Raw genomic sequence first — 25,297 nt, 5'->3', positions numbered from 1 at the left:
GCCATGAAGCCTGATCTCTCCCGTCTCCTCAGACCCAGATCTATCGCGCTGTTTGGCGGTGGCTGGGCTGCCAATGTGGTGGCGCAGTTGCAGAAATCCGGCTTTGATGGCGACATCTGGCCGGTCCATCCCAAGCGTGCCGACATTCTCGGCCTGCCCTGCATTGCCTCCATTGATGATCTGCCCGGCGTGCCTGATGCGAGCTTCATCGGTGTCAACCGGGATGCGACAATCGCGGTGGTTGAAAAGCTCAGCGCCATGGGGGCGGGGGGCGCCACCTGTTTTGCCTCCGGCTTTCTTGAAAGCGAGAGCGAAACAGCCGGCGGCGCGGACCTGCAGGCGCGGCTTGTGCGGGCTGCCGGCGGCATGCCGATCCTCGGGCCCAACTGTTACGGCCTGATCAACTATCTCGACAACATGACCCTGTGGCCGGATCAGCATGGCGGGCTGCCGGTCGACAGTGGCGTCGCCATCGTCGCCCAATCCTCCAACATCGCCATCAACATGACCATGCAGGCCCGCGGCCTGCCGATTGCCTATGTGGTTGCCGCCGGCAACCAGGCCCAGATTGGCGCCAGTGGTATCGCATCGGCTTTGCTCGATGATGACCGGGTGAGCGCAATCGGTCTCTATCTGGAAGGCTTTGGCGACATCCGCGAACTGGAAACCTTCGCCGCCAGGGCGAGGGCCAAGAACAAGCCGGTGGTCGCCATCAAGATCGGGCGTTCGGACAAGGCGCGTGTGGCGACCATGACCCATACTGCCTCCCTGGCGGGAAGTGCGGCGGCGGGGTCGGCGCTGCTCAAGCGGCTCGGGATCATCGAAGTCGACTCCATCGCGGTGTTTCTCGAGACCCTCAAGCTGCTGCATACTTTGGGGCCGCTGCCCGGCGCCGCGGTTTGTTCGGTCAGTTGCTCCGGCGGCGAAGCCAGCCTGATGGCCGACCTGAGCCATGGCAGCAGTCTCGAGTTCGTCGAGTTTGCGCCTGTGCAACGCGCCGCGTTGAAGACCGAGCTTGGGCCTCTTGTCAGCATCGCCAACCCGCTCGACTATCACACCTTCATCTGGGGCGACACGCCACACATGACACGTGTATTCTCGACCGTCATGGCGGAAACCTTCGATCTCACTGTCTTCATTCTGGATTTGCCGCGCGCCGATCGCTGCGACCCGTCAGGCTATCACTGCGCGGTGGACGCGATTATCGCCGCGAAGGCGCGCACCTCAGCTCGTGTCGCCGTGCTCGCCAGCCTGCCGGAGAACATGTCGGAGGCCTTCACCCGGCAATTCATGAACGCAGGCGTTGCCGTTCTGCAGGGCATGAGTGAAGGCATCGCCGCAATCGGTGCGGCCATTTCTGCCGGCCAGACCCCTGCGCACGATCCTGAAGCCTTGCTGGTGGCGGGCGATCCCGCCGGGACTGCAACACTGCTGAGCGAAGCCGCATCGAAGCGTGCATTGTCCGCATTCGGCCTGCGAACGCCCCGCGCCGTGTCGGCGCAGACAGTCGACGCACTTGCCGAAGCCGCCGCTGACCTCAGCTTTCCGGTTGCGCTGAAGGGAACCGGTGTTGCCCACAAAAGTGAGGCCGGACTGGTTGCGCTCGATATTTCCGGTGTGCCGGCACTGGTCCACGCCGCGCGCAGGATGGAGACGGTTGCAACGGGGTTTCTGGTCGAGGAAATGGTGGTGGGCGGACTGGCCGAAGTGCTTGTCGGCCTCACCCGGGACCCGACCGGAACGTTCCTGTTGACGCTGGGTGCCGGTGGCGTGCTGACCGAACTGTTGGCCGACACCACCTGTCTGGTGTTGCCCGCAAGCCGGACCGAGATCGAAACCGCGCTCAAGCGTCTCAGGATCAACCGGTTGCTGGACGGGTATCGCGGCAAGCCGGCTGCCGACCCGAACGCCTTGGTCGACGCCGTACTGGCCATTTGCCACTATGCTGCAGCTCACTGTGACCAGTTGATCGAACTCGAAGTCAATCCGCTGATCGCCCGTGTCGGGGATGCCATCGCCGTCGATGCGCTGATCAGCCTCGATGATGCCTGCATGAAAAAAGGAATCTCTCCATGACCGGACCAATCAGGACACGCACCGTCGGCCACGTGCTCGAAGTCACGCTTGACCGGCCCAAGGCCAACGCCGTTGATCTGGAAACCAGCCGGATCATGGGAGAGGTGTTTCGCGATTTTCGTGATAACCCGGACCTTCGCGTCGCCATCCTGACCGGCGCCGGCGAAAAATTCTTCTGTCCCGGCTGGGATCTGAAGGCGGCTGCCGATGGCGATGCGGTTGATGGCGATTACGGTGTCGGCGGCTTTGGCGGACTGCAGGAACTGCCCCATCTCAACAAGCCGGTGATCTGTGCCGTCAACGGCATCTGCTGCGGCGGTGGGCTCGAGATCGCGCTGTCCTGCGACATCATTCTGGCTGCCGAACACGCCACGTTCGCGTTGCCGGAAATCCGTTCGGGCACTGTCGCCGATGCGGCCTCGATCAAACTGCCCAAGCGCATTCCCTATCACATCGCCATGGAAATGCTGTTCACCGGCCGCTGGCTCGATGCGACGGAGGCCAATCGTTGGGGCTTCGTCAACCAGATCCACAAGTCTGATGCACTAATGGCCAAGGCGTGGGAGCTGGCAGAATTGCTCGCCGCCGGTCCGCCGCTTGTTTTTGCCGCGATCAAGGAAGTGGTGCGGGAGGCCGAGGGAGAGAAGTTCCAGGACACCATGAACAAGGTGACCAAACGGCAGTTGCGCACCGTCGATACGCTTTATGGCTCGGAAGACAATCTTGAAGGTTCCAGAGCCTTCACGGAAAAGCGCGATCCGGTCTGGAAGGGCAAATAGGCAGGCTCCGGCCTCGATCTCAGATCTTCGTATGCATCTGGTAGCCCGGTGCGAAGGTCAACCGCACGGAGGTGATCACCAGCCCCTTGTTCCAGGTGCTGCGGTCAATGACGAACAGGCCTTCGCCTTCCTTGCAGGCGAGGATTTCGGCTTCGCGGTGTCCCGCCGTCATCGCGGAAAACGAGAAATCACCGCCTTCGAACGGGATGTTGGCCACCAGCCATTCATTGGCGCTTTTTGCGCTCAGATCGGCCGCCTCGATGCCCGGCACCACGGCAGGATTGATCCATCTGTCGCCGAAGACATAGGGCTTGCCATCGGCCAGATGCAGCGTCACCAGATGCAGCAGTTTGACACCGGGTTCGGTCTGCATGCGCGCCCTTATTCCGGATGGCGGCACCGCGCGATTGTGTTCCAGCACCGTATGACGATAGGTCTGGCCCTTGCCTTCGATCTCGTAGCGGATCACCGGAATGTCGAGCGTGGCCTTGCGCACCGGGTTGAGCGCCACCCGGGTGCCGGCCTTGCGGCGCCGGTCGAGCAGGCCGGTATCGGCAAGCGCGCGCAGCGCCCGGTTGACCGTCGCCCGGGCGCAGCCGAATTCGACCGACAATTCGGCCTCGTTGGGAATGAAGTCTCCCGGTTTCCATTGGCGGGAATTGATGCGGCGCAAGACTTCCGCCTGCACCGATTGCCAGGTTTTGAATTCTTCCCCGCTCAAATCGCCTCTCCAAGCTCCTTCATCGCTTTGGCATAAGCCGAGACGATGGCTTCGCGTTTGACATGACTGCCATCTCGCACCATGTGGCGGCCTGCCGACCAGACGTCCCCAACCATGCGGTCATCGCCGGCAAACACATAGCAATCCAGAATGGTATCTCCGCTTCTGCCGATCAGATCGACAGAGTCGGCCTTCAGGGCCAGCATATCCGCAAGTTTACCGACGGCAAGGCTGCCGTTGTTTCGTGCAGAGGTTGTCGCGCCGCCCGCGTTGACGGCATCGAACAGACGGCGTCCGGTGGATTTGTCCGGTGTGGCCAGTGCGGCGCGGGAGTGATCGCGCAACCGCTGTGAATAATCCAGCGTCCTGAGTTCTTCCGACAATGAAATCCGGATGTTGGAGTCCGAGCCAATCGCGATCGAGCCCCCGTTCTCAAGCCAGCGCACAGCATCGAAGATGCCGTCACCAAGGCTTGATTCCGTAATCGGGCAAAGTCCGGCAACCGCCCCGCTTTTTGCCAGCGCTTCGGTTTCATGCGGCAACATCTGGGTGCAATGGATGAAACAGCGCAGCTCGCTCAGTTCCATCGTATCGAGCACGAATTCCACCGGGCGTTTGCCATAGGCGGCTGTGATCTCCTCGACTTCGGCGATCTGCTCGGCCAGATGCATGTGCAGCGGGGTGTTGCCGGCCAGACGGGCATGGTGGCCCAGATCCTCGGGCGCCACGGCCCTGAGACTGTGGGGCGCCACGCCGATGCGGCTGTCTGCAGGCAGGTTGGCCAGCGCTTCGGCTGATTTGGCGTGCAGCTCGGCATAGGCGTCGAGCGTATTGCCGAAACGGATCTGTCCCGGCCCCAGCGCGCGCTTGTCTGAGCCACCGTATTGGTAGTGCACAGGCAACAGCGTCAGCCCCATGCCGGTGGTGGCGCTGGCCGCAGCAATCCGCTGCGCCATTTCTGCCAGATTGGCATAGGGCAGTCCGCCCGGCTGGTGGTGCAGGTAGTGGAATTCGACATTGGCGGAATACCCGGCTTCGAGCATCTCCATCTGCACGAAGGCGGCGATCGCCTCGACATGGTCGGGTGTCAGGCGGTCGAGAAACCGGAACATCAACTGCCGCCAGGTCCAGAATGAATCCGACGGGTCGGGACCACGCTTCTCGGTCAGCCCGGCCATCGCGCGCTGGAAGGCATGGCTGTGGCAATTGGATGGTGCAGGCAGCAGCACACCGGCTTTATATCCCTGCGCCGGCGCGCCGGCCTGGACCGACTCGATCAAGCCGTCCGCGCCAATTGTAATCCGGACATTCTCTGCCCAGCCATCCTGCAACAATGCCTTCTCGGCCCACACTATCGCCATGTTTTGAAGCCCCTTGACAAAATAATATGTACATACTTATAGTTCAAATAGGCGGACATAACAATGGCGAAAAACATGCTTCTGACCAACGCGACACTGGCGACGATGGACGGCCCATCGGCTTACGGGCTGGTGAGAAATGGTGCGATTGTGATGCAGGATAGCGAGCTGGCATGGGCCGGGCCGGCCGACGATTTGCCAGCCGAATTCCGCACACATGAACCGGTCGATCTCGAAGGCAGGCTGGTGACGCCCGCCCTGATCGATTGCCACACCCATGTTGTGCATGGCGGCAACCGGGCCAAGGAATTCGAGATGCGGCTCGAAGGCGCGTCCTACGAGGAGGTTGCCAGGGCCGGCGGCGGCATCGTTTCGACAGTCGCAGCAACCCGGACTGCCACCCAGGACGATTTGCTTGCTGGTGCGCTGAGCCGGGTTGACGCGATGATTGCCGAAGGCGTTTGCAGCCTCGAGATCAAATCCGGCTACGGGCTCGACATCGAAAACGAGCTCAAGATGCTGCGGGCCGCCAGAGCGGTCGCATCACGTCGCAAGGTCCGGGTCAGGACCAGCTATCTCGGCGCCCACGCGGTGCCACCCGAATACAAAGGCCGCGCCGACGCCTATATCGATGAGGTTTGCATTCCGGGACTCGATGCCGCCCATGCCGAAGGGCTGGTCGATGCTGTCGACGGGTTTTGCGAGGGGATCGCCTTTTCGCCCGATCAGATCGCCCGGGTTTTCGACAAGGCCCGCGCGCTGGGACTTCCGGTCAAGCTGCACGCTGAGCAACTCTCGAATCTCGGCGGCGCAAGGTTGGCCGCGGAGTACGGTGCGCTGTCAGCCGACCATCTCGAATATGCCAATGCCGCCGATGCGGCAGCCATGGCGAATTCCGGCACCGTTGCCGTCATCCTGCCCGGCGCATTTTACACATTGCATGAAACCGCAGCCCCGCCGATCGATGCGTTCCGGCAGAGCGGCGTGCCGATGGCCGTGGCAACCGATTGCAATCCCGGTTCGTCGCCGATGTCGTCGCTGTTGCTGGCGATGAATATGGCCTGCACCCTGTTTCGAATGACGCCGGAGGAGGCGCTGGCCGGTGTGACCAGACATGCGGCGCGCGCATTGGGCCTTGATGACGCCGGCATGATCAAGCCGGGACTGCGGGCCGATCTCGCCATATGGGATATCGAACACCCGGCCGAGCTGGCCTACCGCATGGGGTTCAACCCGCTGTGGAAGCGGATTTTTGGAGGCCAGTTGTGACGCTCATACTAGTCCCGGGTCGGGCGACGCTCGACCAACTCGAACAAATCTGGCGCACCGAAGCGGCGGTGGTGCTGCATGAGAGCGCTTTGCCGGGAATTGAGGCTGCCGCCGAGCTGGTCAGCAAGGCCGCCGCTGGAGACGAGGCGGTCTATGGCGTCAATACCGGATTCGGCAAGCTTGCCAGCGTTCGCATCAAGCCCGGCGACACTGCCCAGTTGCAGCGCAATCTGATCCTGTCGCATTGCTGTGGCGTTGGCGAAGTGCTTGATATCGCGACCACCCGGTTGATGATGGCGCTCAAGCTGCTCTCTGCTGGTCGCGGCGCGTCCGGCATTACCTGGAACACGCTGTCGGTCATCCAGCACATGCTGCGCGAAGGAGTTACCCCCGTCATTCCGAGCCAGGGCTCGGTCGGTGCGTCGGGCGATCTTGCGCCGCTGGCGCATATGGCAGCGGCGATGATCGGTGAAGGCGAAGCCATCTTCAAGGGCGCACGCATGCCAGCGGGCAAGGCTCTTGCCATGGCAGGGATCGCGCCGGCTGTGCTGGCGCCCAAGGAAGGCCTCGGCCTCATCAATGGCACGCAGTTTTCGACCGCCTGCTCGCTGACCGGCTATTTTTCCGCCATTCGCAATCTTGAGGCGAGCGTGGTCTCGTCCTGCCTGTCGACCGATGCGATCATGGGCTCGACCGCTCCGCTCGAAGCGGGCATTCATGCCTTCCGCGGCCATCGTGGCCAGATCGATGTCGCCCGCGCCATGCGCGCGGTGATGGAAGGGTCAGTGATCCGTGAAAGCCACCGTGACGGGGACAGCCGCGTGCAGGATCCCTATTGCATCCGGTGTCAGCCTCAGGTCGCAGGCGCAGCCCTTGACCTGCTGCGTTATGCCGGCCAGACCCTGGAGACAGAAGCCAATGCGGTGTCGGACAATCCGCTGGTGCTGGTTGCCGAAGGCAAGATTGTTTCGGGCGGCAATTTCCACGCCGAACCGGTGGCTTTTGCCGCCGACCAGATTGCGCTCGCCATTGCCGAAATCGGTGCCATCGCCCAGCGCCGTGTGGCGCTGATGGTCGATCCGACACTGTCATTTGATCTGCCGCCGTTCCTGACGCCGGAGCCGGGCCTCAATTCCGGCCTGATGATCGCTGAAGTCACCACGGCAGCCCTGATGAGCGAGAACAAGCATCTCGCCAATCCCTGTTCGACCGACTCCACCCCGACATCGGCCAATCAGGAAGATCATGTCTCGATGGCCGCTCATGGCGCGCGGCGTCTGCTGCGCATGAACGACAATCTCAACGTCATCATTGGCGTCGAACTGATGTGCGCGGCGCAGGGCGTCGAATTTCGCGCCCCGCTCGAGACAAGCCCGGCATTGCAGTCGGCTCTGGCGCTGATCCGCTCCGAGATCGCCACCCTGAAAGACGACCGCTTCATGGCCGGTGACATCGCCATTGCCGCTTCCCTGGTGGCCGAGGGCCGGGTTCAGGCTGAATGCAATGTGGCCGGTCTGCTTGAAGGGGAGGTGGCATGACTCCAGTGGAGGTAACGCGCGGTGAGGGTCCGCTGGTGCTGGGGCTGCCGCATACCGGAACCCATGTGCCTCAGGACATATTCGCTCGCTTGACTCCGCTCGGCCAGACACTGGGTGACACGGACTGGCATGTGGATCGTCTCTATGAGGGCCTGCTTGACGGCGTGACCACGGTGCGCGCCAATTTTCACCGCTACGTCATTGACGCCAATCGCGACCCATCCGGTGCAAGCCTTTATCCCGGTCAGAATACCACTGGCTTGGTGCCGATGACCAATTTTGACGGCGAGCCGTTATGGCTTGAACCGCCCGACGCGGCAGAGATCGAGGCCCGCCGCATCGCCTGGCACGCGCCCTATCACGCGGCGCTGGAAGCGGAACTCGAGCGCGCGCGTGCAAACCATGGTGTGGCCATCCTTTATGATTGCCATTCGATCCGCTCCAACATTCCGTTTTTGTTTGAGGGCACGTTGCCCGATTTCAACATCGGCACCAACAATGGTGCGACCTGCGCTCCTGTGATCGAAGCGGTTGTGAGCGGTATCTGTGCGGGCGCGGAAGACTATTCGAGCATCGTCAACGGGCGCTTCAAGGGCGGCTGGACCACGCGCCATTATGGCCGCCCTGCGGACAATGTTCACGCCATCCAGATGGAACTGGCACAAATCACGCATCTGCAGACTGAAGCGCTACCCTTCGCCTTTGATCAGGCAAAGGCAGACAGGCTGCGTGTGCACCTCAAGACAATTCTGTCATCACTTGCCGATCTGGCAGCTTCATTGGGAGGCAAATCATGACCAATCCGAGACACAACCAGCGCGACATCTATCCGGCAACGGGCTCAGAGATCACCGCCAAGAGCTGGCTCACCGAAGCCCCGATGCGCATGCTGATGAACAATCTGCATCCCGATGTCGCCGAGAACCCGCATGAACTGGTGGTCTATGGTGGCATCGGCCGCGCGGCCCGCACGTGGAAGGATTTCGACCAGATCGTCGCCAGCCTCAAGAGCCTCAGCGACGACGAGACGCTGGTGGTGCAGTCAGGAAAGCCGGTGGCCGTTGTCCGCACCCATGTCGATGCGCCCCGCGTGTTGATCGCCAACTCCAATCTGGTGCCGCACTGGGCCACTTGGGACCATTTCAACGAACTCGACAAGCGCGGGCTCGCCATGTACGGCCAGATGACCGCGGGATCCTGGATCTATATCGGCACGCAAGGCATCGTGCAGGGCACGTTTGAAACCTTCGCCGAGGCTGGTCGCCAGCATTATGGCGGTGATCTCAAAGGTAAGTGGATACTTACCGGAGGATTGGGAGGCATGGGCGGCGCCCAGCCGCTCGCAGCGGTGATGGCCGGCGCCTGCTGCCTTGCTGTCGAATGCGACGAAACCCGCATCGATTTCCGTCTGCGCACCCGTTACGTCGACGCAAAGGCCCATACGCTTGATGAAGCGCTCGCCATGATCGATGAGTGGACCAAGGCAGGCGAGGCCAAATCAGTCGGCCTTCTCGGCAATGCCGCAGATGTCTTCGTCGAGCTGGCCGCCCGCATGAAGGCCGGCGGTGTTCGCCCCGACATCGTCACTGACCAGACTTCGGCGCATGATCCGCTGCATGGCTATCTGCCGCAGGGCTGGACCGTCGCCGAATGGCGCGAAAAGCAGGAGAGCGACCCCAAGGCTGTGGAGAAGGCGGCGCGCGCCAGCATGAAGACCCACGTGGCTGCGATGGTTGATTTCTGGAACGCGGGTGTGCCGACCCTTGATTACGGCAACAATATCCGCCAGGTGGCGCAGGATGAAGGTCTCGACAATGCTTTCGCTTTCCCTGGCTTCGTACCCGCCTACATCCGTCCGCTGTTTTGCCGCGGCATCGGCCCGTTCCGCTGGTGCGCGCTCTCGGGCGACCCGGAAGACATCTACAAGACCGATGCCAAGATGAAGGAGCTGTTCCCCGACAACACCCATCTGCACAATTGGCTCGACATGGCCCGCGAGCGCATCGCCTTTCAGGGGCTTCCGGCAAGAATCTGCTGGATCGGACTGGGTGATCGTCATCGCGCCGGACTGGCCTTCAACGAAATGGTCGCCTCGGGAGAGTTGAAGGCGCCGATCGTCATCGGCCGCGACCACCTTGATTCCGGCTCCGTCGCCTCGCCCAACCGCGAAACCGAGTCCATGAAGGACGGATCCGACGCCGTCAGCGACTGGCCGCTGCTCAATGCGCTGGTCAACACCGCGTCCGGCGCCACCTGGGTGTCGCTCCATCATGGCGGCGGCGTCGGCATGGGATTCTCGCAGCATTCGGGCATGGTCGTGGTCGCCGACGGCACCGACGCCGCGGCCAGGCGGCTGGAGCGGGTGCTGTGGAACGATCCGGCTTCCGGTGTTTGGCGTCACGCCGATGCCGGTTACGATATCGCGCTCGATTGCGCGCGCGAACACGGGCTCAATCTGCCCGCAATACTTGGGTGAATTTAAACGGAGAGGAATGATTATGCAGAGAAGAAAATTTTTGAAAGCAGGCGTCACCGGTGTCGCCGGTGCAGCCGCAGCCGCAACACTTGCCACACCTGCGATCGCGCAGGAAAAGCGCCAGTGGAAAATGGTCACCGCATGGCCGAAGAACCTGCCTGGCCCCGGTGTAGCCGCCCAGCTTCTGGCTGATCGCATCACCACGCTGTCGGGCGGCCGTATCGAGGTCAAGCTCTACGCATCCGGTGAAATCGTTCCCGGCCCCGGTGTGTTTGATGCCGTGTCCGAAGGCACTGCCGAACTCTACCATGCGGTCCCGGCCTACTGGGGCTCCAAATCCAAGGGAATCCTGCTGTTTGGATCGCAGCCTTTCGGCCTTCGCGCCGACGAGCAGTTCGGCTGGATGCAGCACGGCGGCGGTCAGGCGCTGTATGACGAGATGTACGGCCGCTTCGGCGTCAAGCCGTTCCTCTGCGGCAACTCGGGCCCGCAATGGGCCGGCTGGTTCCGCAACGAGATCAACTCGGTGGAAGATCTCAAGGGCCTCAAGTACCGCACCACGGGTCTGGCGTCTGAAATGGCCAACAAGCTCGGCATGGCATCGGAAGCCATGAGCGGCCCGGCAATGTTCCAGGCGCTGCAGACCGGCGCGCTCGATGCCGGCGAATTCATCGGACCATGGACCGATTCCGCACTCGGCTTCTACCAGGTCGCCAAGAACTACTATTGGCCCGGCGTCGGCGAGCCCTCTTCGGCGGAAGAATGCGGCGTCAACACCAAGGCTTACGAAGAGCTTCCCGACGATTTGAAGCAGGTGGTCTCGCTGGCTTGCGAAAGCCTCTACAACCCGGTCTGGACCGAATACACCACCAAGCACGCCCAGTCGCTCCGGACTCTGGTCTCCGAGCATGGCGTCACCGTCCGCAAACTGCCTGATGATGTCATCGTGGCGATGGGCAAGGCAGCCGAAGAGGTTGTTGACGAACTGCGTCAGAATGATGATGAATTGGTCAAGCGCATTACCGAGAGCTATGTCGCCTATCGCGATCTGGTCGGTGGCTATATGACCTATGCCGATAACGGGCAGATGAATGCCCGCGCCTCGGTCATGGGGTACTGATAGCGAATACCGTCCGGCGCGAGATCCTGTCCCGCGCCGGACATCCACAAAACGAGGGAACTGCATGCAGCGTCTGGCGGACATTCTCGACACGATCAGCCGGGTAACAGCGAGCGTCATTCGCTGGCTGGCGCTGTTGATGGTGCTGGTGCAATTCGCCATCGTGGTCGGCCGCTATGTGTTTGGGGTCAACTCCATCGCCGCCCAGGAGAGCGTGCTGTATCTGCATGCGACGCTGTTCATGCTCGGCGCTGCCTACACCCTGCTGGTCGACAAGCATGTCCGGGTCGATGTCTTCTATTCCAAGGCCACGGACACAACCCGTCGCCGCATCGACATATTCGGCCATCTGTTCTTGCTGATTCCGTCGATGCTGGTGCTGCTGTACTGGTCCTGGCCATCAGTGCGCAATTCCTGGAAAATCCTTGAAGGCCCGATATCAGTCGGTGGAATAGAAGCCGTGTTTCTGCTCAAGACGCTGATCCCGGCCTTCTGCATCCTCCTGGTGCTGCAATCGCTGTCCCTGCTGATCCGTCTCGTTCTGCCTGACACTTCCGCGCCAAAGGCCGATGCATGAGCCAATATCTCGATCTCGTCATGTTTGCGGCGCTGATGGGCGCCATCCTGCTTGGCTTTCCTGTGTCATTCTCGATTGCCGGTGTGGCGGTCGTGTTCGCCTATCTCGGCTGGGCGCTCGGGGTGATGGACATCACGCTGATGGGTGCCACCGGGCAACGGGTGTTCGGCCTGCTTTCCAATCAGGTGCTGATTGCCATCCCGCTGTTCGTGCTCATGGGCGCGGTGCTGGAGAAAAGCCGTATCGCCGAGGAATTGCTCGACACCATGGGCCGGTTGTTCGGGCAATTGCGCGGGGGCCTGGGTATTTCAGTGGTGCTGGTTGGCGCGCTGCTCGCCGCCTCCACCGGTATTGTCGGCGCCACGGTGGTGGCCATGGGCATGATCGCGCTGCCGACCATGCTGCGCTCCGGTTATGATCCCCGTGTTGCCTCGGGCATTGTCTGCACTGCCGGCACGCTGGGACAGATCATCCCGCCCTCAACGCTGCTGATCATTCTGGCCGACGTGATGTCGAATGCGTTTCAGCAGGCGCAGTATGAGCAGGGCAAGTTCTCGGTAGAGGCGCTCTCGGTCGGTCAGTTTTTCGCCGCTGCACTCATCCCGGGTCTGACGTTGGTGGCGCTGTATCTGATCTACATCCTGGCCCACGGTCTGATCCGCCCCGGCGACATGCCGCCGGCGACGCTCGACACACCAAAGCCTGACCGGCGCGAAATCATCTCGGCAATCATACCGCCGGTACTGCTGATCTTCACGGTTCTCGGTGCTATCCTCGGCGGCGTTGCAACGCCCACTGAGGCCGCTTCCGTCGGTGCCATCGGTGCCTTGCTGATGGCCGGCATGCGGGTCGGCAGGAACCCGCGGATCATCCTCTGGGGGGCAGCCGCCTTGATCGGTCTCGGCATTCTTGCAGGGCTGTTTCCTGTCCGCCTGCAACGCAATGACCTTGGCCTTGGTTCTCTGGCCACAGGCAGTTTCTATATCGTGCTCACCCTCGTCGGTGCCGCGGCGATCCTGGCAGCCCTTCGCGCAACGTTGCGCACCAGGTCCCTTCACGCCGCTGTTGATTCAACGCTGACCATGACGGCGATGATCTTTGCCACCATTCTGGCCGCCGGCATGTTTTCGCTGGTCTTCATCGGACTCGGCGGCGAGGAGCGGGTGGCCCATGTTTTGAGCAGTATGCCCGGCGGTCCGGCAGGTGCGCTGTTTTTCTGCATGGCCTTTGTGTTCGTGCTCGGCTTCTTCCTCGATTTCGTCGAAATCTCGGTGATTGTTCTGCCGCTGATCGCGCCGCCGCTGATCCTGATGGGACATGATCCGATCTGGCTCGGTGTGCTGCTGGCGATCAACCTGCAGACCAGCTTCCTCACCCCTCCCTTCGGTTTCTCGCTGTTCTATCTGCGCGGCGCCGCACCACCCGAAGTCACCACAGGCCAGATCTACGCCGGCGTGATGCCGTTCATCGGGTTGCAGATTGTCGGCGTCTCGCTGGTCTGGCTGTTGCCGCAACTGGCCACCTGGCTGCCAGGGGTGATTTTCTAGAACGGCTCAGGCTGCACCCTCGACCCTGTAGTCGATGGGTTTGTAGCGGAAATTGTTCGATTGCCCGGCGGAGCAGGCGGTCATCGCAACGATCAGATCCATCTCAGCCCGGAACACGGTTTTCTGCCCCGGCTTGCTTCTGGGTGGCAGCACCTTGATCTCGCCGCTGTCGCTGTCCACCGAGACATGCATGAACACGTTGAACGCGATCGGGATCGTGTCGGGTCCGATGCCATAGGGTGCGAGAGCGTTTTCCAGATTGCCCTGGCAGCCATGATGCGGATCGGTCTCGCCATAGATGATGCGGAAGGTGTCGCGCGAGCAGGGCGTCAGACTGAAATCATGCCGCCCGACTTCGTCCTCGACAATGCGCAGCATCGGCACGGACCGGTTCGAGTAGAGGATGTCGCCGGTGGTCAGGAAGATCCGCCCGGCGTAGTCGATCGAACGGCCGGAGGAAAGATACTCGCGTGTGTCGTCTGCATTGAAAGCCACCAGGTCTGAGACCTGCTCGCCTTCGGGATCGACAACGCTCAGCATCTGCCCCTGCTTCAGCTCGAAAGCGGTGCCGCTGCGGGGTGGAATTCGGTACGTCATCAGGCTACGTCCTTGTGTGAAAAGGGGCATTTCCATTCAGGGTCGACGGCGCGGCCGCTATACTGGCGCGCTTCGGAGGCATCGCCATGGTCGCTGAGCATCGGGTTGATGCTGCCGGCCAGCGCCGCATCGCGCTTGCGGATGATGTCCTTCATCTTGTCGAAGCGCCCGTCGGCGCGCAGCTTCTCGAACTGCAGATGTGAATTGAACACCAGCGCCGGCTTTTCGAACCGCCGCGCCGGGCGAGAGGCATGTGGATGCAGGCCGATGACGAAAAACGGTTCGCCGCCGATGCTGAGCGAAAAATGCGGCGAGTCGGGATCGTGATCCACGGCTTGGTTCCATGACTGACCGCTGACGACATCGAGATTGTGCAGCGACTGCAGCCGGTTCCACAACGCCTTTTCAAACGCTTCTTCATCAAGTTCATCGGGTCCATCGAAGATGACGACGAAAGACCGGACAACCGGACTCTGGAGATCGAGGTCTTCGCTGAAGTCGTGCAGCGCACGGTGGATTTCGACATCATCGGCGGGGCTGTCGATCTTGCCCACCGAAAAGACGGACAGGGCGTCGCGCGCCAGCGCCGATTTGGCGCCGACACAGGGAAATTCTGCACTCTGGATGAATTGCTGAAATGAGTTGGATATGTCGCTCATTGGTACGTCACTCACTCTCCAAGGGTCTCAACAGGCGGGTTGCAGAGCTAAACGGGCAAGGGACAAGGAAGTTCCCATCGACATCGACGGATGATCGGGGGGAACAAGCGGCCGGATACGGCGTTGACAGGCACAATCCTGTTACTGGAGCGAGCGCGATGAACGAGCCTTTGTTCGAAATCGAAAACTGGAGAGGCGGCTGGTACTACAAGCTGGGCAGCCGCTACACCGGGCCGTACACACGGCGCGACAGCGCGGTCACTGCAGCCCGCGTCGAGATCGACCCGTTGCTGGCGCCAACCAGCAAAAGCTTGCGCGCTACTCTGGCTGGCAGACAGTCCCTGGATCCCGTCGACCGCGACCTTGCTGTTGAAGATCGCGAGCGCATATTGGTGTTTGGCATGAGGTTCCGGATGCCGGGAGCCGGGGCAGGCGCGTGATCGACATCATTCTTGGCGGTCTGGCTGCTGTCTGCCTGGTGGCCAGCCTGGTTCCTCTTTTGCCGTTTGGCCACGGCTTGGTGAGATCTTTCGATTTTGGCCGGTTGCAGGTGATCGGCGTATCGGCATCTGTCATCATCGTGGCGGTGCTTTTCGGATCACTGACGCCGCCGCTGATTGCCGCGGTAATCATGGCCGGTGTGGCAAGCGCCATTCAGCTTGTCTATGTGGTGCGGTTCACACCGTTATGGCCGGTGCAGACGGCAAGCTTTGCCGGAGACAGCGATGCCGTGCCGATGATTTCGGTGCTCGCCTGCAACGTCAAACAGGGCAACCGCGATTATCAGCGCGTCATCGACCTGGTCCGCGACACCGAACCCGACATAGCTGTGTTCATGGAGACCGACCAGGCCTGGGCGGATGCGCTCCGGCCATGTCTTTCCGGGTATCGCGAGAGGATCGAGCAGCCACAGCAAGACAGCTACGGCATGATCCTGGCAAGCCGTTTTCCGCTTGCCGCGCACGAGGTTCAGTTCTTGCTCAATGAGGAAGTGCCGAGCATTTTCTGCCTGGTCGAATTGCCCGGAGGCCGGCGGGTCCGGCTGATCGCACTCCACCCGGAGCCGCCATTGCCAAACCGCGATACGCTCGGCCGCGATGCAGAAATTCTGATCGTCGCCAAGAAGGCGCGGGGCGAAAACCTGCCGGTCATCGTCACCGGCGATCTCAATGACGTCGCCTGGTCCCGGACAACCCGCCGGTTCCTGCGGATTTCAGGACTTCTCGATCCGCGCCAGGGTCGCGGCATGTTCAATTCGTTCGACGCCCGGTACTGGTTCCTGCGCTGGCCGCTCGATCATATTTTCCATTCGCATCATTTTGAACTGGTTTCGCTCGCCCGGCAGCGGTTTGTCGGTTCCGATCACTTCCCGATGTTTTATCGTCTGGCTTTGACCGGCACGGATCACAATGATCCACCCCCCGAACCGTCATCCGATGATATCGCCGAGGCCGATGAGGCGATCAAGGTTGAAGCCAGCCGTGACCGGCCTCCGGCCGGGACTGATTGGGAATAGGAAATTCCCGTCAATGCCCGATGCGCTGTGTCAAAGCGAAACAACGCCGCGCATCCGATTGGGTGCGCAGCGTGGCAAGGCCGCATGGCCGATCCTGTTGACCAGGGCCGGAGACTGAACCCGCACCCTGGCCATGATCAGGAAATCAGATACCGCCGAGGCAGATGTATTTCATCTCCAGATAGTCGTCGCAGCCATACTTCGAGCCTTCGCGGCCCTGACCTGATTGCTTGACGCCGCCGAACGGCGCGACCTCGGTCGAGATCAGGCCGGTATTGACGCCGACCATGCCATATTCCAGCGCTTCGGCTACCTGCCAGACCTTGGACAGGTCATTGGCGTAGAAATAGGACGCCAGTCCGAAGATCGTGTCATTGGCCTGCTCGATCACATCCTCGACGCTGTCAAACTTGAACAGCGGTGCCACCGGGCCGAAGGTTTCCTCGTCCGCAACCTTCATCTCGCGGGTCACACCGGTGAGAATTGTCGGCTGGAAGAAGGTTCCGCCAAGTTCGTGACGCTTGCCGCCGGTCAACACCTTGGCGCCCTTGTCGGTGGCGTCGGCGATATGATCGATGACCTTGCTCACCGCATCTTCGCTGATCAGCGGTCCGGTGGTGACACCGTCGCCAAAGCCGTCGCCGATCTTCATCTTGCCGACAGCAATTGCGAGTTTTTCGGCAAATGCGTCATAAACGCCTGACTGGACGTAGATCCGGTTGGCGCAGACGCAGGTCTGGCCGTTGTTGCGGTATTTCGAGATCATGGCGCCTTCGACGGCGGCATCGAGATCGGCGTCGTCAAACACGATGAAAGGCGCGTTGCCGCCCAGTTCCATCGATGTCTTCTTGATCTGGTCGGCTGATTGCCGCATCAAGATCCGTCCGACTTCGGTGGAGCCGGTAAATGTGATCTTGCGGACCTTGTCGTTGGAGCAGAACTCCTGTCCGATCGCTGCGCTGGACTTCGAGGTGATGACACTCAGCAGCCCCTTGGGCAGGCCGGCGTCTTCAGCAAGCTTCGCCATCGCCAGGGCTGACAGCGGGGTCTCGCCGGCGGGCTTGGAAATGAAGCCGCAACCGACGGCAAGCGCCGGTCCAAGCTTGCGCGCGATCATCGCATTGGGAAAATTCCACGGTGTGATGGCGGCGACGACCCCGACCGGCTGTTTGATCACGATGATGCGCTTGTCCGGCTGGTGACCCGGAATGACGTCGCCATAGACGCGCTTGGCTTCCTCGGCGAACCACTCGATGAAGCTGGCGCCATAAAGCACCTCGCCCTTGGCTTCCGGAAAGGGCTTGCCCATTTCCGCGGTCAGGATGGCGCCCAGATCGTCGGCGTTTGCGACCATCAGATCAAACAGTTTGCGAAGGACTGCGCTGCGTTCCTTGCCGGTCTTCCTGGCCCAGTCCTTTTGCGCTGCATAGGCCGCATCAATTGCAGTCCGCGCTTCCTCCACACCCAGATCGGGCAGCGTGGTGATGACGGCGCCGGTGGAAGGATTGAGGACCTCAAAGGTCTTGCCGCTGGGTGCAGTTTCCATCCAGGAGCCACCGACCAGCGCCGCGCTGACCAGCAGTTCGGGGTTTTTCAAAATCTCTGCAAGAGGAGTGTTGGTCATCAGGCATTGGCTCCGATTTCTGAGTGAACTTCACGAATGGACGCTTCAAGAAGGTCCAGCGCTTCCTGGAACACCGGATCCTGAATGGTTATCGGTGACAGGAAGCGGATGACGTTGGCATGCACACCACAGGTGAGCAGGATCAGGCCTTTTTCAAGGGCGCGGTTCTTGACCGCATTGGCGAAGTCCGGGCTTGGTTTTCCCGATTTGGCGTCGTTGAATTCGACGGCATTCATGAAGCCGGGACCGCGAATGTCGACGATCTCCGGCACGTCCTCGCGAATGCCCTGAAGTCGCTGCTTCAGCCTGTTGCCGAGCAGCATGGCGCGTTCGCAAAGCCCTTCCTCGTCGATCACGTCAAGCACCGCATGAGCTGCGGCTATTCCGATCGGATTGCCGCCATAGGTGCCTCCGAGCCCGCCCGGGTTGGCCGCATCCATGATGCTGGCGCGACCGGTGACTGCGGCGAGCGGAAAGCCGCCGGCCAGCCCCTTGGCCATTGTTGTCAGATCCGGCGCGACGCCATGATGCTCCATGGCAAACATCTTGCCGGTCCGGGCAAACCCGGTCTGGATCTCGTCGGCGATCAGCAGGATGCCGTGTTTGTCGCAGATGTCGCGCAGCTGTTTGAAAAAGCCTGCCGGCACTTCGTAAAAGCCGCCTTCGCCCTGAACCGGCTCCAGAATGATTGCTGCCACCCGCGCCGGATCGACATCCGCCTTGAACAGGGTTTCAAGCGCTGCCAGCGATTGCTCGACCGAAACATTGTGCAGCTCGGCCGGGAAGGGGACGTGATAGACATCGGACGGCATCGCACCGAAGCCCGCCTTGTAGGGAAACACCTTGCCGGTCAGCGCCATGCCCATGAAGGTTCGGCCGTGAAAGCCGCCGGAAAAGGAGATGATGGCTGCGCGGCCGGTGGCGGCGCGGGCAATCTTGATGGCGTTCTCGACAGCTTCCGCGCCGGTGGTCACGAATACGGTCTTCTTGTCAAAGTCGCCGGACACCAGCGTGTTCAGCCGTTCGGCCAGATGAACATAATTCTCGTAGGGCACGACCTGATGGCAGGTGTGGGTGAACCGGTCGAGCTGTGCCTTCACCGCGTCGATGATTTTGGGGTGGCGGTGGCCGGTATTGACCACGGCAATTCCTGCGGCGAAATCGATGTAACGGGTTCCTTCGACATCCCAGATTTCGGCGTTCTCCGCTCGGTCGGCATAGATTTGAGTCATCATGCCCACGCCGCGCGCAATGGCGTCCGTCTTGCGCGTTTGAATGGCCGCGTTTTTACCCATTTTTGCTACTTTCTACGTGTTCTGAACGCGCTGCTTGCCAATTGCGACCAGCCGCGCCGCCCGATTGAGCCTGAGTGGGCAGTGTGTCCGCCCCTGGGAAGTCTGGTTCCAGATTGGGTATATCGGTTTCGAGGCGACTCGCAAAGCCGCCTCGTACAGGTCGCCGCCGTCAATCTTGCCGCGTGCAGAATTATCCCCATCGGCCCAGGACGGGGCTGAGCATGAAGGAATCACAGCCGTCGAACCGGAAACATCCGAGCCACGGGCCAGGCTGTTCCCATCAGCACCAGCCAGCGCCGATGTTCGTTGTGCCTTTCGCAGCGGGAGGCATCACAGCGCACGCCGCTTCAGCTTTGCAGCAACCTCTTGTAGGCCTCGCGCAGCACGTTCTTCTGGACCTTGCCCATGGTGTTGCGTGGCAGCTCATCCAGCACAATAATGCGCCTGGGTTGCTTGAAGCGGGCAATCTTGGGCTTGATGCTGTCGAGGATCACCGCCTCCTCGAGCTGCGCCCCCGGCCTGGGCACCAGCACAGCCACCACGCCCTCGCCGAAATCGGCCTGCGGCACGCCGATGACAGCCGATTCAAGCACGCCCTCTTCCTCGTCCAGCAGCAGTTCGAGTTCCTTGGGATAGATGTTGTACCCGCCGGAAATGATCAGGTCCTTGGAGCGGCCGACAATCTGCACATAGCCATCAGCGTCGATGACCCCGACGTCACCGGTGATGAAGAAGCCGTCATCGCGGAACTCCTCCTTCGTCTTTTCCGGCATCTCCCAGTAGCCGGCAAACACATTGGGCCCCTTGACCTCGATGATGCCGATCTCGCCTTGCGGCAATGCCTTGCCGCTCTCGGCATCGACAATGCGCAGCGCCACGCCGGGCAGCGGAAAGCCGACCGTACCGGCGCGGCGTTCGCCCTCATAGGGGTTGGACGTGCTCATGTTGGTTTCGGTCATGCCGTAGCGCTCAAGGATGCGGTGGCCGGTGCGCTGCTCGAACTGGACATGGGTCTCGGACAGCAATGGCGCGCTGCCGGATACGAACAGCCGCATGTGGCGAACCAGGTCGGCGGTGAAGCCGGGATCATCAAGCAGCCGGGTGTAGAAGGTCGGGACGCCCATCAGCGCTGTGGCATCGGGAATGTTGGCGATGATCGCCTCGGCGCTGAAAGCCGGCAGGAAGATCAGCGATGCGCCGACGCTCAGTACCGTGTTGGTGGCAACGAACAGGCCGTGGGTGTGAAAGATCGGCAGCGCGTGCAGCAGCACATCACCACTGCTAAAGCGCCAGAACTGCACCAGTGTCTCGGCATTGGACAGCAGATTGTCATGGGTCAGCATCGCGCCCTTCGACCGCCCGGTCGTGCCGGAGGTGTAAAGAATTGCTGCCAGGTCGTCAGCCGCACGCGGGACGGTCTTGAACGCGGTTGGTGCGGCCAGTCCGGCATCACTGAGCGATCCGGCGCTGATGTCGTGGTTCTGCCACACGCCCATGGTTTCAAGCCCGATGCCGAGCTTGGCCGTCAGCGCCTCGTAATCGGTCCGCTTTGCCGGGTCGCAGACAAAGATTCGCGGCGTCGCATTGCCGAGGAAATATTCGACCTCCGCCGGCGTGTAGCCGGTGTTCAGTGGCAGAAACACGGCTCCGGCGCGCACCACGGCCAGATACAGCATGATCGCTTCGATGGATTTCTGCACCTGCACCGCCACCCGGTCGCCAGGCTTGACCCCGAGACCGACAAGGACATTGGCAAAACGGCCGGAGACATCCTCGACATCGCCATAGGAGTAATGTCGCCCGTCATCGGGAAGTGTCGCAAACAGCTTGCTCCGGCCTTCCGGGGTGTCCAGCTTGTCGGCGAGCAATCCGTCAAAGAGAAAATTACGAGCCATTTTTCAGTTTCCTGCCATTCTTGTTTGTGGCCGCTGCATCGGCCAATGTCTTGACGTCCTTGGAAGTGAACACCGTGTGTGCCTCGGCGAAGCCTTCGTGGAACTGGTCGATCTTCTTGAGATCGTAGAGATAATTGACCATCAAGCCGCAGGCCTGACGGACCCCGTTTGGCGACAGGTCCGCGCCGGCGTGGATGTCATGCACCATCGCGCCGTTGTTGAGATGGAAGCGCGCCACCGGGTCCAGCGGCATGCCATTTCGGCCCTTCTGGTTGATGAGGTAATCCGCCGCCTGCCGCCGCAGCCATTGTGACTGTTCGGCGAGTCCGCCAAGTTCACCAGTCTCGATGGCAAGATCGATGTCCTGTGCTGCAACAACGGGATCGGGATGTTGAGCGATGGATTGGTGCAGCCAGCGATTGAAACCCGGAATCGGAGACAGGGTGACAAATTTGCTGATCGATTTCACCTCGGCCTGCAGATTGCCCACCACCTGTTTGATCAGCGAATTGCCGAACGATACGCCGCGAAGCCCGGCCTGACAGTTGGAGATCGAGTAGAACACTGCCGTGTCGGCAGACTCGGGAGCGAGGATTTCGCGGTTTTCCGCCAGAATGTCCTGCACCGAAGCCGGTACGCCCTTGACCAGTGCCACCTCGACAAAGATCAGCGGATCGTCGGGCATGGCGGGATGGAAGAACGCGTAGCAGCGGCGGTCAGACGGTTCGACCCGGCGGCGCAGATCATCCCAGTCATTGATGGCGTGTACCGCTTCGTACTTGATGATCTTTTCGAGGATGTTGGCCGGGCTTTGCCAGTGGATCCGCCGTGGAACCAGGAAGCCCCGGTTAAACCACGAGCTGAAAAGGTGCTGAAAGTCCACATCTGTCCGACCGAAGCGCGGATTGTCCCTGAGCAGTTTAAGCAGGCGCGCGCGCATTTTCACCAGATCCCCGGTGGCACCCGGCACCCGGTTGATACGGCGCAGCAACTCCTGCCGTTTGGGTTCGGCGGCATCGAGCAGATTGGCGAAATTCTCGGACGTACGATCCGTCTGGTAGGCTGCAGTCAGCGCCTGTAGCCGCTCGATGTCGAGGTCCATCTGCTCGTTGAGATAGTCGAAGAACGCGATTTCCTCTTCGGCTGTCAACTCGCTGAAGCGCGACAGGATCTGCTGGCCCATATTGTAGCCCGACCCCTCGCCGGCGCTGGCGATCAGATCCTCGCACAGCGCTGTGATCGAGCGACCGTCGCCCTTGATGCGGGCGATGCCCGGCCGCTCGAACAGCGTCGACAGCAGATCGTAGAAGAAACCGGAGCGATTCAAAGTGCCGCCCCCATCACCAGTTCAGGCAGGAAGGTGACAATCGAGGGGAAGATGCACAGGATCACGATGGCAAGGATCATGCACATCACATAGGGCAGCGAGCCGCGCAGGATGGTGCCGAGGGAAATATCCGGCGCGATCGAGTTGATGACGTAGAGATTGAGCCCGACCGGCGGGGTGATCAGGCCGATTTCCATGTTGATGGTGAGGATGACGGCGAACCAGTAGGGATCGAACCCGGCGCTGGTGATGATCGGCAGCAGGATCGGAGCCGTCATCAGGATCACTGCCACCGGCGGCAGAAAGAACCCGGCGATCAGCAGGAAGACATTGATGATTCCCATCAGCACCCAGCGGTTGACCTCCAGATCGGAGATCCAGTTGGCCATGCTCTGGGTGACAAAGGTCGAGGACAGGGTGAAGGCGAACAGCTCCGACGCCGCAATGATCATCATGATCATGACCGATTCCCTGGTTGAATCCTTGAACATCGAGAAGAACGGCCTGGCCGAGAACATCCTGTAGACCACGACCACCAGCACCAGGCAGAACAGGGCGCCGACACCGGCAGCTTCCGAGGGCGTGGCAACGCCGCCGTAGAGCACGAACAGGATGCCGGCGACAATCGCCAGAAACGGCAGCACCCTCGGCAGGATCTCGAGTTTCTGCTTGAGCGAGTAATGTTGCGTCACATCGGACAATGTCAGGCCGCTGCGCCAGCATGAAAACAGTGTCCAGGCCATGAAAATGGCCGTCAGCATCATTCCCGGGACCAAGCCTGCGAGAAACAGCCTGCCGATCGAGGTTTCGGTGGCGATGCCGTAGACGATCATGGTGATTGATGGCGGAATCAGGATGCCGAGCGTGCCGCCGGCGGCAATCGAACCGGCGGAGATTTCGTCGGGATAGCCGCGCTTGCGCATTTCGGGAATGCCCATCTTACCAATCGCTGCACAGGTGGCCGGCGAAGAGCCTGACAGCGCCGAAAAGATCGAGCAGGCCCCCAGGTTGGACAGCACCAGGCCGCCGGGCACGCGGTTGAGCCAGCGGTCGAGCGCCTCGTAGAGGTCCTTGCCCGCCGGGCTGTTGGAGACCGCGGCCCCCATCAGGATGAACATCGGGATCGAGACAAGCGTGAACGAGTTAAGCCCGGAGAAGAAGGTTTCGCCGAGAATGTCGAGCGAGCGGAAGCCGTCAATGAGCAGCAGGGTTCCGATCGAAACAGCGCCAAGCGCAAAGGCGATGGGCATGCCGATCGCGAACAGCACGATCAGCACGACGAGAATGAGAAGACCGATTTCCAGCGGGCTCATGCGGGATTCTCCCCGGTGGTGGTCCAGTTCTTGTAGATTTCGGCGATGTATTGCAGGCACAGGATACCGATGCCAAGCGGCAGCGGCAGCAGCGGAATCCACAGCGGCAGCGCCCACACCGTATCGGTGGTCCAGCCCTTTGACAGCGCCTCGTGAAAATAATCCCAGCCGGACCGGCCGAGCAGGGCACAGAACGCCAGGCTCAGAAGGGCGGCAACCACATCAAGCAGGCGCTTGCCCTTGCCGCCCAGCAGGGTCGGCAGCAGGTCGACGGAAACATGGCCCTTGAGCATCAGCACATAGGGTGCGCCGATGAAGGTGGAGGCGATCATGGCGTAGACGACGAATTCGGTCTGCCAGACAGTGGACGCGCCGAGAAAATAGCGGATGAACACCATTTGCGAGACCACAAGCGTGGAGGCGGCAATCAGCAGCATGGATGTCAATCCGCACAGCCGCGACAACATCTCGACGACCGAAACAAAACGTTTCATTACAAGCAATCCTTGGATCGAAAAATGGGCAGGCCAGGCGGCAAGAAAAGGGGGAGGCGAAGCTCCCCCTAAAGGCTCACTCGACGGCGAGCGCGTCTTCGATCAGCTTCTGTCCACCAGGAACATTTTCGGCAAATTCCTTGTAGGCAGTCTCCTTGGCGATCGCCAACCAGGCGTCGTAGTCATCCTTCGACATCGAAACGACTTCAACGCCGGCCTTCTTGAAGGTTTCGACCATCTTGTCGTCGAGGCCTGCGGCTTCCTTGTCGAAATATTCCTCCGCCTTCTTGCCGGCGGCCATGACGGCTGCCTGCTGTTCGGGGGTCAGGCGCTCATAGGTTTCCTTGGAAATCAGCATCGGCTCATACATGAACCAGAGCGAATTTTCGCCCGGCTCTGTCAGGCAGCTGACCTGTTCGAAAAGCCGGTAGGACACGAAGGAGCCCGATGAGGTGTTGGCGGCATCCAGCACGCCGGTCTGCATGCCGGTATAGACTTCCGATGACGCCATCGAGGAAATCGATGCGCCGGCGCCCACCAGCATCTGCTCGAAGGCAGGACCGGCCGCACGGGTCACCTGACCCTGGATCGAATCCGGTGAGGTGATGCAGTTCTTTTTCGAGGCGAAAGCGCCGCCGAGCCATGCATCGGCGATGACGATGGCGCCATTGTCTTCAATCAGCTTCTTGATCTCGGTCATGAACGGCGAAGAATTGAGCCGCTTGGCGCGATCATGGTTGCGCACCAGGCCAGGCATCAGGGTTGCCGAGAATTGCGGCACCCGGCCCGAAGCGTAATCCAGCGGGAACGAGGTGATGTCGAGCTGGCCCTTGGTCAGCGCTCCCCACTGCTCCTTGGCCTTGTAGAGCGACTGCCCCGGATAGACCTGGACATCCAGACCGACATCGGCCGCTGCCAGTTCCTTGGCGAAGAGCTGAACCATTTCGTCTCGCGCATCGCCCTTGCCGCCGGGAAACTGGTGTGATGCTTTCAGGGTTTCGGCCTGTGCAAGACCGGTCAAAGCAAGGGATGCGGCCAAGACGCCCGCAAACGTTGATAATCCTAGTTTCATGTCTACCTCCCAGAAGAATGTGCTCGCAGAACCTCCTCCGG

22 protein-coding genes are annotated in these 25,297 nt (G+C 61.1%); 11 read left to right on the top strand and 11 right to left on the bottom strand.

The features are described from left to right. Positions 1-3 precede the first annotated feature (3 nt). Both PZ897_RS00835 and PZ897_RS00830 read left to right on the top strand, forming a co-directional pair. Positions 4-2,076, top strand: coding sequence for an acetate--CoA ligase family protein (locus PZ897_RS00835; RefSeq protein ID WP_275749012.1), 2,073 nt, complete (start codon positions 4-6; stop codon positions 2,074-2,076). Beyond that, on the top strand, positions 2,073-2,855 hold the full coding sequence (locus PZ897_RS00830; protein ID WP_275749010.1) for a carnitinyl-CoA dehydratase: 783 nt from the start codon (positions 2,073-2,075) through the stop codon (positions 2,853-2,855). Before PZ897_RS00835 ends, PZ897_RS00830 begins: the two co-directional genes overlap by 4 nt. Before the next feature lie 19 nt (positions 2,856-2,874). On the opposite strand, the gene PZ897_RS00825 is transcribed toward PZ897_RS00830, so the two are convergent. Then, positions 2,875-3,576: a GntR family transcriptional regulator gene (locus tag PZ897_RS00825; protein ID WP_275749008.1), complete on the bottom strand. Its 702-nt coding sequence runs from the start codon at positions 3,574-3,576 to the stop codon at positions 2,875-2,877. Further along, positions 3,573-4,937, bottom strand: a complete 1,365-nt coding sequence (locus PZ897_RS00820; RefSeq protein ID WP_275749006.1) for a formimidoylglutamate deiminase — start codon at positions 4,935-4,937, stop codon at positions 3,573-3,575. The genes PZ897_RS00825 and PZ897_RS00820 overlap by 4 nt, the downstream gene beginning before the upstream one ends. A 63-nt stretch (positions 4,938-5,000) precedes the next feature. Here PZ897_RS00820 and hutI point away from each other — a divergent pair, with 63 nt between their 5' ends. The 7 genes from hutI to PZ897_RS00785 all read left to right on the top strand — a co-directional run bounded on the left by hutI (position 5,001) and on the right by PZ897_RS00785 (position 13,464). Further along, the gene (hutI, locus tag PZ897_RS00815; RefSeq protein ID WP_275749004.1) at positions 5,001-6,206 is read left to right on the top strand and encodes an imidazolonepropionase; all 1,206 of its coding nucleotides are present in this window, start codon (positions 5,001-5,003) and stop codon (positions 6,204-6,206) included. Further along, positions 6,203-7,744, top strand: a complete 1,542-nt coding sequence (gene hutH / locus PZ897_RS00810; RefSeq protein WP_275749002.1) for a histidine ammonia-lyase — start codon at positions 6,203-6,205, stop codon at positions 7,742-7,744. The genes hutI and hutH overlap by 4 nt, the downstream gene beginning before the upstream one ends. Further along, positions 7,741-8,541 carry an N-formylglutamate deformylase gene (gene hutG, locus PZ897_RS00805; protein ID WP_275749001.1) on the top strand — a complete coding sequence of 267 codons (801 nt, stop codon included), beginning with the start codon at positions 7,741-7,743 and terminating at the stop codon, positions 8,539-8,541. The genes hutH and hutG overlap by 4 nt, the downstream gene beginning before the upstream one ends. Next, positions 8,538-10,220: a urocanate hydratase gene (gene hutU / locus PZ897_RS00800; RefSeq protein WP_275749000.1), complete on the top strand. Its 1,683-nt coding sequence runs from the start codon at positions 8,538-8,540 to the stop codon at positions 10,218-10,220. The genes hutG and hutU overlap by 4 nt, the downstream gene beginning before the upstream one ends. Before the next feature lie 22 nt (positions 10,221-10,242). Next, the gene (locus tag PZ897_RS00795; protein WP_275748998.1) at positions 10,243-11,340 is read left to right on the top strand and encodes a TRAP transporter substrate-binding protein; all 1,098 of its coding nucleotides are present in this window, start codon (positions 10,243-10,245) and stop codon (positions 11,338-11,340) included. Between the two features lie 64 nt (positions 11,341-11,404). After that, complete coding sequence (locus PZ897_RS00790) at positions 11,405-11,917, top strand: TRAP transporter small permease subunit (protein WP_275748997.1); 513 nt, start codon at positions 11,405-11,407, stop codon at positions 11,915-11,917. Further along, positions 11,914-13,464, top strand: coding sequence for a TRAP transporter large permease subunit (locus tag PZ897_RS00785; RefSeq protein ID WP_275748995.1), 1,551 nt, complete (start codon positions 11,914-11,916; stop codon positions 13,462-13,464). Before PZ897_RS00790 ends, PZ897_RS00785 begins: the two co-directional genes overlap by 4 nt. Positions 13,465-13,470: 6 nt before the next feature. Here the strand turns inward: PZ897_RS00785 and PZ897_RS00780 are convergent, their stop codons facing one another. Beyond that, positions 13,471-14,061, bottom strand: a complete 591-nt coding sequence (locus PZ897_RS00780) for an urea carboxylase-associated family protein (RefSeq protein WP_275748994.1) — start codon at positions 14,059-14,061, stop codon at positions 13,471-13,473. Next, positions 14,061-14,720, bottom strand: coding sequence for a guanitoxin biosynthesis heme-dependent pre-guanitoxin N-hydroxylase GntA (gene gntA / locus PZ897_RS00775; protein ID WP_275748992.1), 660 nt, complete (start codon positions 14,718-14,720; stop codon positions 14,061-14,063). Before gntA ends, PZ897_RS00780 begins: the two co-directional genes overlap by 1 nt. 158 nt (positions 14,721-14,878) lie before the next feature. Between gntA and PZ897_RS00770 the strand changes: the two genes are divergently transcribed. Together PZ897_RS00770 and PZ897_RS00765 are read left to right on the top strand one after the other, a co-directional pair. After that, entirely contained in the window at positions 14,879-15,160 is a 282-nt protein-coding gene (locus PZ897_RS00770) for a hypothetical protein (protein WP_275748990.1), read from the top strand. Next, positions 15,157-16,236 carry an endonuclease/exonuclease/phosphatase family protein gene (locus PZ897_RS00765; protein WP_275748988.1) on the top strand — a complete coding sequence of 360 codons (1,080 nt, stop codon included), beginning with the start codon at positions 15,157-15,159 and terminating at the stop codon, positions 16,234-16,236. Before PZ897_RS00770 ends, PZ897_RS00765 begins: the two co-directional genes overlap by 4 nt. A gap of 145 nt (positions 16,237-16,381) precedes the next feature. Here PZ897_RS00765 and PZ897_RS00760 read toward each other — a convergent pair whose 3' ends face one another. The 7 genes from PZ897_RS00760 to dctP all read right to left on the bottom strand — a co-directional run bounded on the left by PZ897_RS00760 (position 16,382) and on the right by dctP (position 25,256). After that, complete coding sequence (locus PZ897_RS00760; RefSeq protein ID WP_275748986.1) at positions 16,382-17,860, bottom strand: NAD-dependent succinate-semialdehyde dehydrogenase; 1,479 nt, start codon at positions 17,858-17,860, stop codon at positions 16,382-16,384. After that, entirely contained in the window at positions 17,860-19,155 is a 1,296-nt protein-coding gene (locus tag PZ897_RS00755) for a 4-aminobutyrate--2-oxoglutarate transaminase (RefSeq protein WP_275748985.1), read from the bottom strand. Before PZ897_RS00755 ends, PZ897_RS00760 begins: the two co-directional genes overlap by 1 nt. A gap of 347 nt (positions 19,156-19,502) precedes the next feature. Continuing rightward, a complete protein-coding gene (locus PZ897_RS00750; protein ID WP_275748983.1) occupies positions 19,503-21,050 on the bottom strand; it encodes a malonyl-CoA synthase in 1,548 nt (515 codons plus the stop codon). Next, the gene (locus tag PZ897_RS00745) at positions 21,040-22,377 is read right to left on the bottom strand and encodes a malonyl-CoA decarboxylase (RefSeq protein ID WP_275748981.1); all 1,338 of its coding nucleotides are present in this window, start codon (positions 22,375-22,377) and stop codon (positions 21,040-21,042) included. The genes PZ897_RS00750 and PZ897_RS00745 overlap by 11 nt, the downstream gene beginning before the upstream one ends. Next, a complete protein-coding gene (locus PZ897_RS00740) occupies positions 22,374-23,690 on the bottom strand; it encodes a TRAP transporter large permease (RefSeq protein ID WP_275748979.1) in 1,317 nt (438 codons plus the stop codon). Before PZ897_RS00740 ends, PZ897_RS00745 begins: the two co-directional genes overlap by 4 nt. After that, a complete protein-coding gene (locus PZ897_RS00735) occupies positions 23,687-24,184 on the bottom strand; it encodes a TRAP transporter small permease subunit (protein WP_275748977.1) in 498 nt (165 codons plus the stop codon). Before PZ897_RS00735 ends, PZ897_RS00740 begins: the two co-directional genes overlap by 4 nt. A gap of 76 nt (positions 24,185-24,260) precedes the next feature. After that, positions 24,261-25,256: a TRAP transporter substrate-binding protein DctP gene (dctP, locus tag PZ897_RS00730; protein ID WP_275748975.1), complete on the bottom strand. Its 996-nt coding sequence runs from the start codon at positions 25,254-25,256 to the stop codon at positions 24,261-24,263. Between the last annotated feature and the right edge of the window lie 41 nt (positions 25,257-25,297).

The sequence above is a fragment of the Hoeflea sp. YIM 152468 genome (genome assembly GCF_029210485.1).
Classification (GTDB): domain Bacteria; phylum Pseudomonadota; class Alphaproteobacteria; order Rhizobiales; family Rhizobiaceae; genus Hoeflea.
Note: the sequence above shows the minus strand (reverse complement) of the source record. Positions and strands in the feature narration are given on the sequence as shown.

Bases quoted from the DNA above. Each gene is read 5' to 3' on its own strand.
- hutU (WP_275749000.1), top strand. From the start codon at position 8,538: ATGACCAATCCGAGACACAACCAGCGCGACATCTATCCGGCAACGGGC.
- PZ897_RS00735 (WP_275748977.1), bottom strand. From the start codon at position 24,184: ATGAAACGTTTTGTTTCGGTCGTCGAGATGTTGTCGCGGCTGTGCGGA.
- PZ897_RS00770 (WP_275748990.1), top strand. From the start codon at position 14,879: ATGAACGAGCCTTTGTTCGAAATCGAAAACTGGAGAGGCGGCTGGTAC.
- PZ897_RS00755 (WP_275748985.1), bottom strand. From the start codon at position 19,155: ATGGGTAAAAACGCGGCCATTCAAACGCGCAAGACGGACGCCATTGCG.
- PZ897_RS00795 (WP_275748998.1), top strand. From the start codon at position 10,243: ATGCAGAGAAGAAAATTTTTGAAAGCAGGCGTCACCGGTGTCGCCGGT.
- PZ897_RS00760 (WP_275748986.1), bottom strand. From the start codon at position 17,860: ATGACCAACACTCCTCTTGCAGAGATTTTGAAAAACCCCGAACTGCTG.
- PZ897_RS00835 (WP_275749012.1), top strand. From the start codon at position 4: ATGAAGCCTGATCTCTCCCGTCTCCTCAGACCCAGATCTATCGCGCTG.
- gntA (WP_275748992.1), bottom strand. From the start codon at position 14,720: ATGAGCGACATATCCAACTCATTTCAGCAATTCATCCAGAGTGCAGAA.
- PZ897_RS00830 (WP_275749010.1), top strand. From the start codon at position 2,073: ATGACCGGACCAATCAGGACACGCACCGTCGGCCACGTGCTCGAAGTC.
- PZ897_RS00750 (WP_275748983.1), bottom strand. From the start codon at position 21,050: ATGGCTCGTAATTTTCTCTTTGACGGATTGCTCGCCGACAAGCTGGAC.
- dctP (WP_275748975.1), bottom strand. From the start codon at position 25,256: ATGAAACTAGGATTATCAACGTTTGCGGGCGTCTTGGCCGCATCCCTT.
- hutG (WP_275749001.1), top strand. From the start codon at position 7,741: ATGACTCCAGTGGAGGTAACGCGCGGTGAGGGTCCGCTGGTGCTGGGG.
- hutI (WP_275749004.1), top strand. From the start codon at position 5,001: ATGGCGAAAAACATGCTTCTGACCAACGCGACACTGGCGACGATGGAC.
- PZ897_RS00785 (WP_275748995.1), top strand. From the start codon at position 11,914: ATGAGCCAATATCTCGATCTCGTCATGTTTGCGGCGCTGATGGGCGCC.
- PZ897_RS00790 (WP_275748997.1), top strand. From the start codon at position 11,405: ATGCAGCGTCTGGCGGACATTCTCGACACGATCAGCCGGGTAACAGCG.
- PZ897_RS00820 (WP_275749006.1), bottom strand. From the start codon at position 4,937: ATGGCGATAGTGTGGGCCGAGAAGGCATTGTTGCAGGATGGCTGGGCA.
- PZ897_RS00780 (WP_275748994.1), bottom strand. From the start codon at position 14,061: ATGACGTACCGAATTCCACCCCGCAGCGGCACCGCTTTCGAGCTGAAG.
- PZ897_RS00740 (WP_275748979.1), bottom strand. From the start codon at position 23,690: ATGAGCCCGCTGGAAATCGGTCTTCTCATTCTCGTCGTGCTGATCGTG.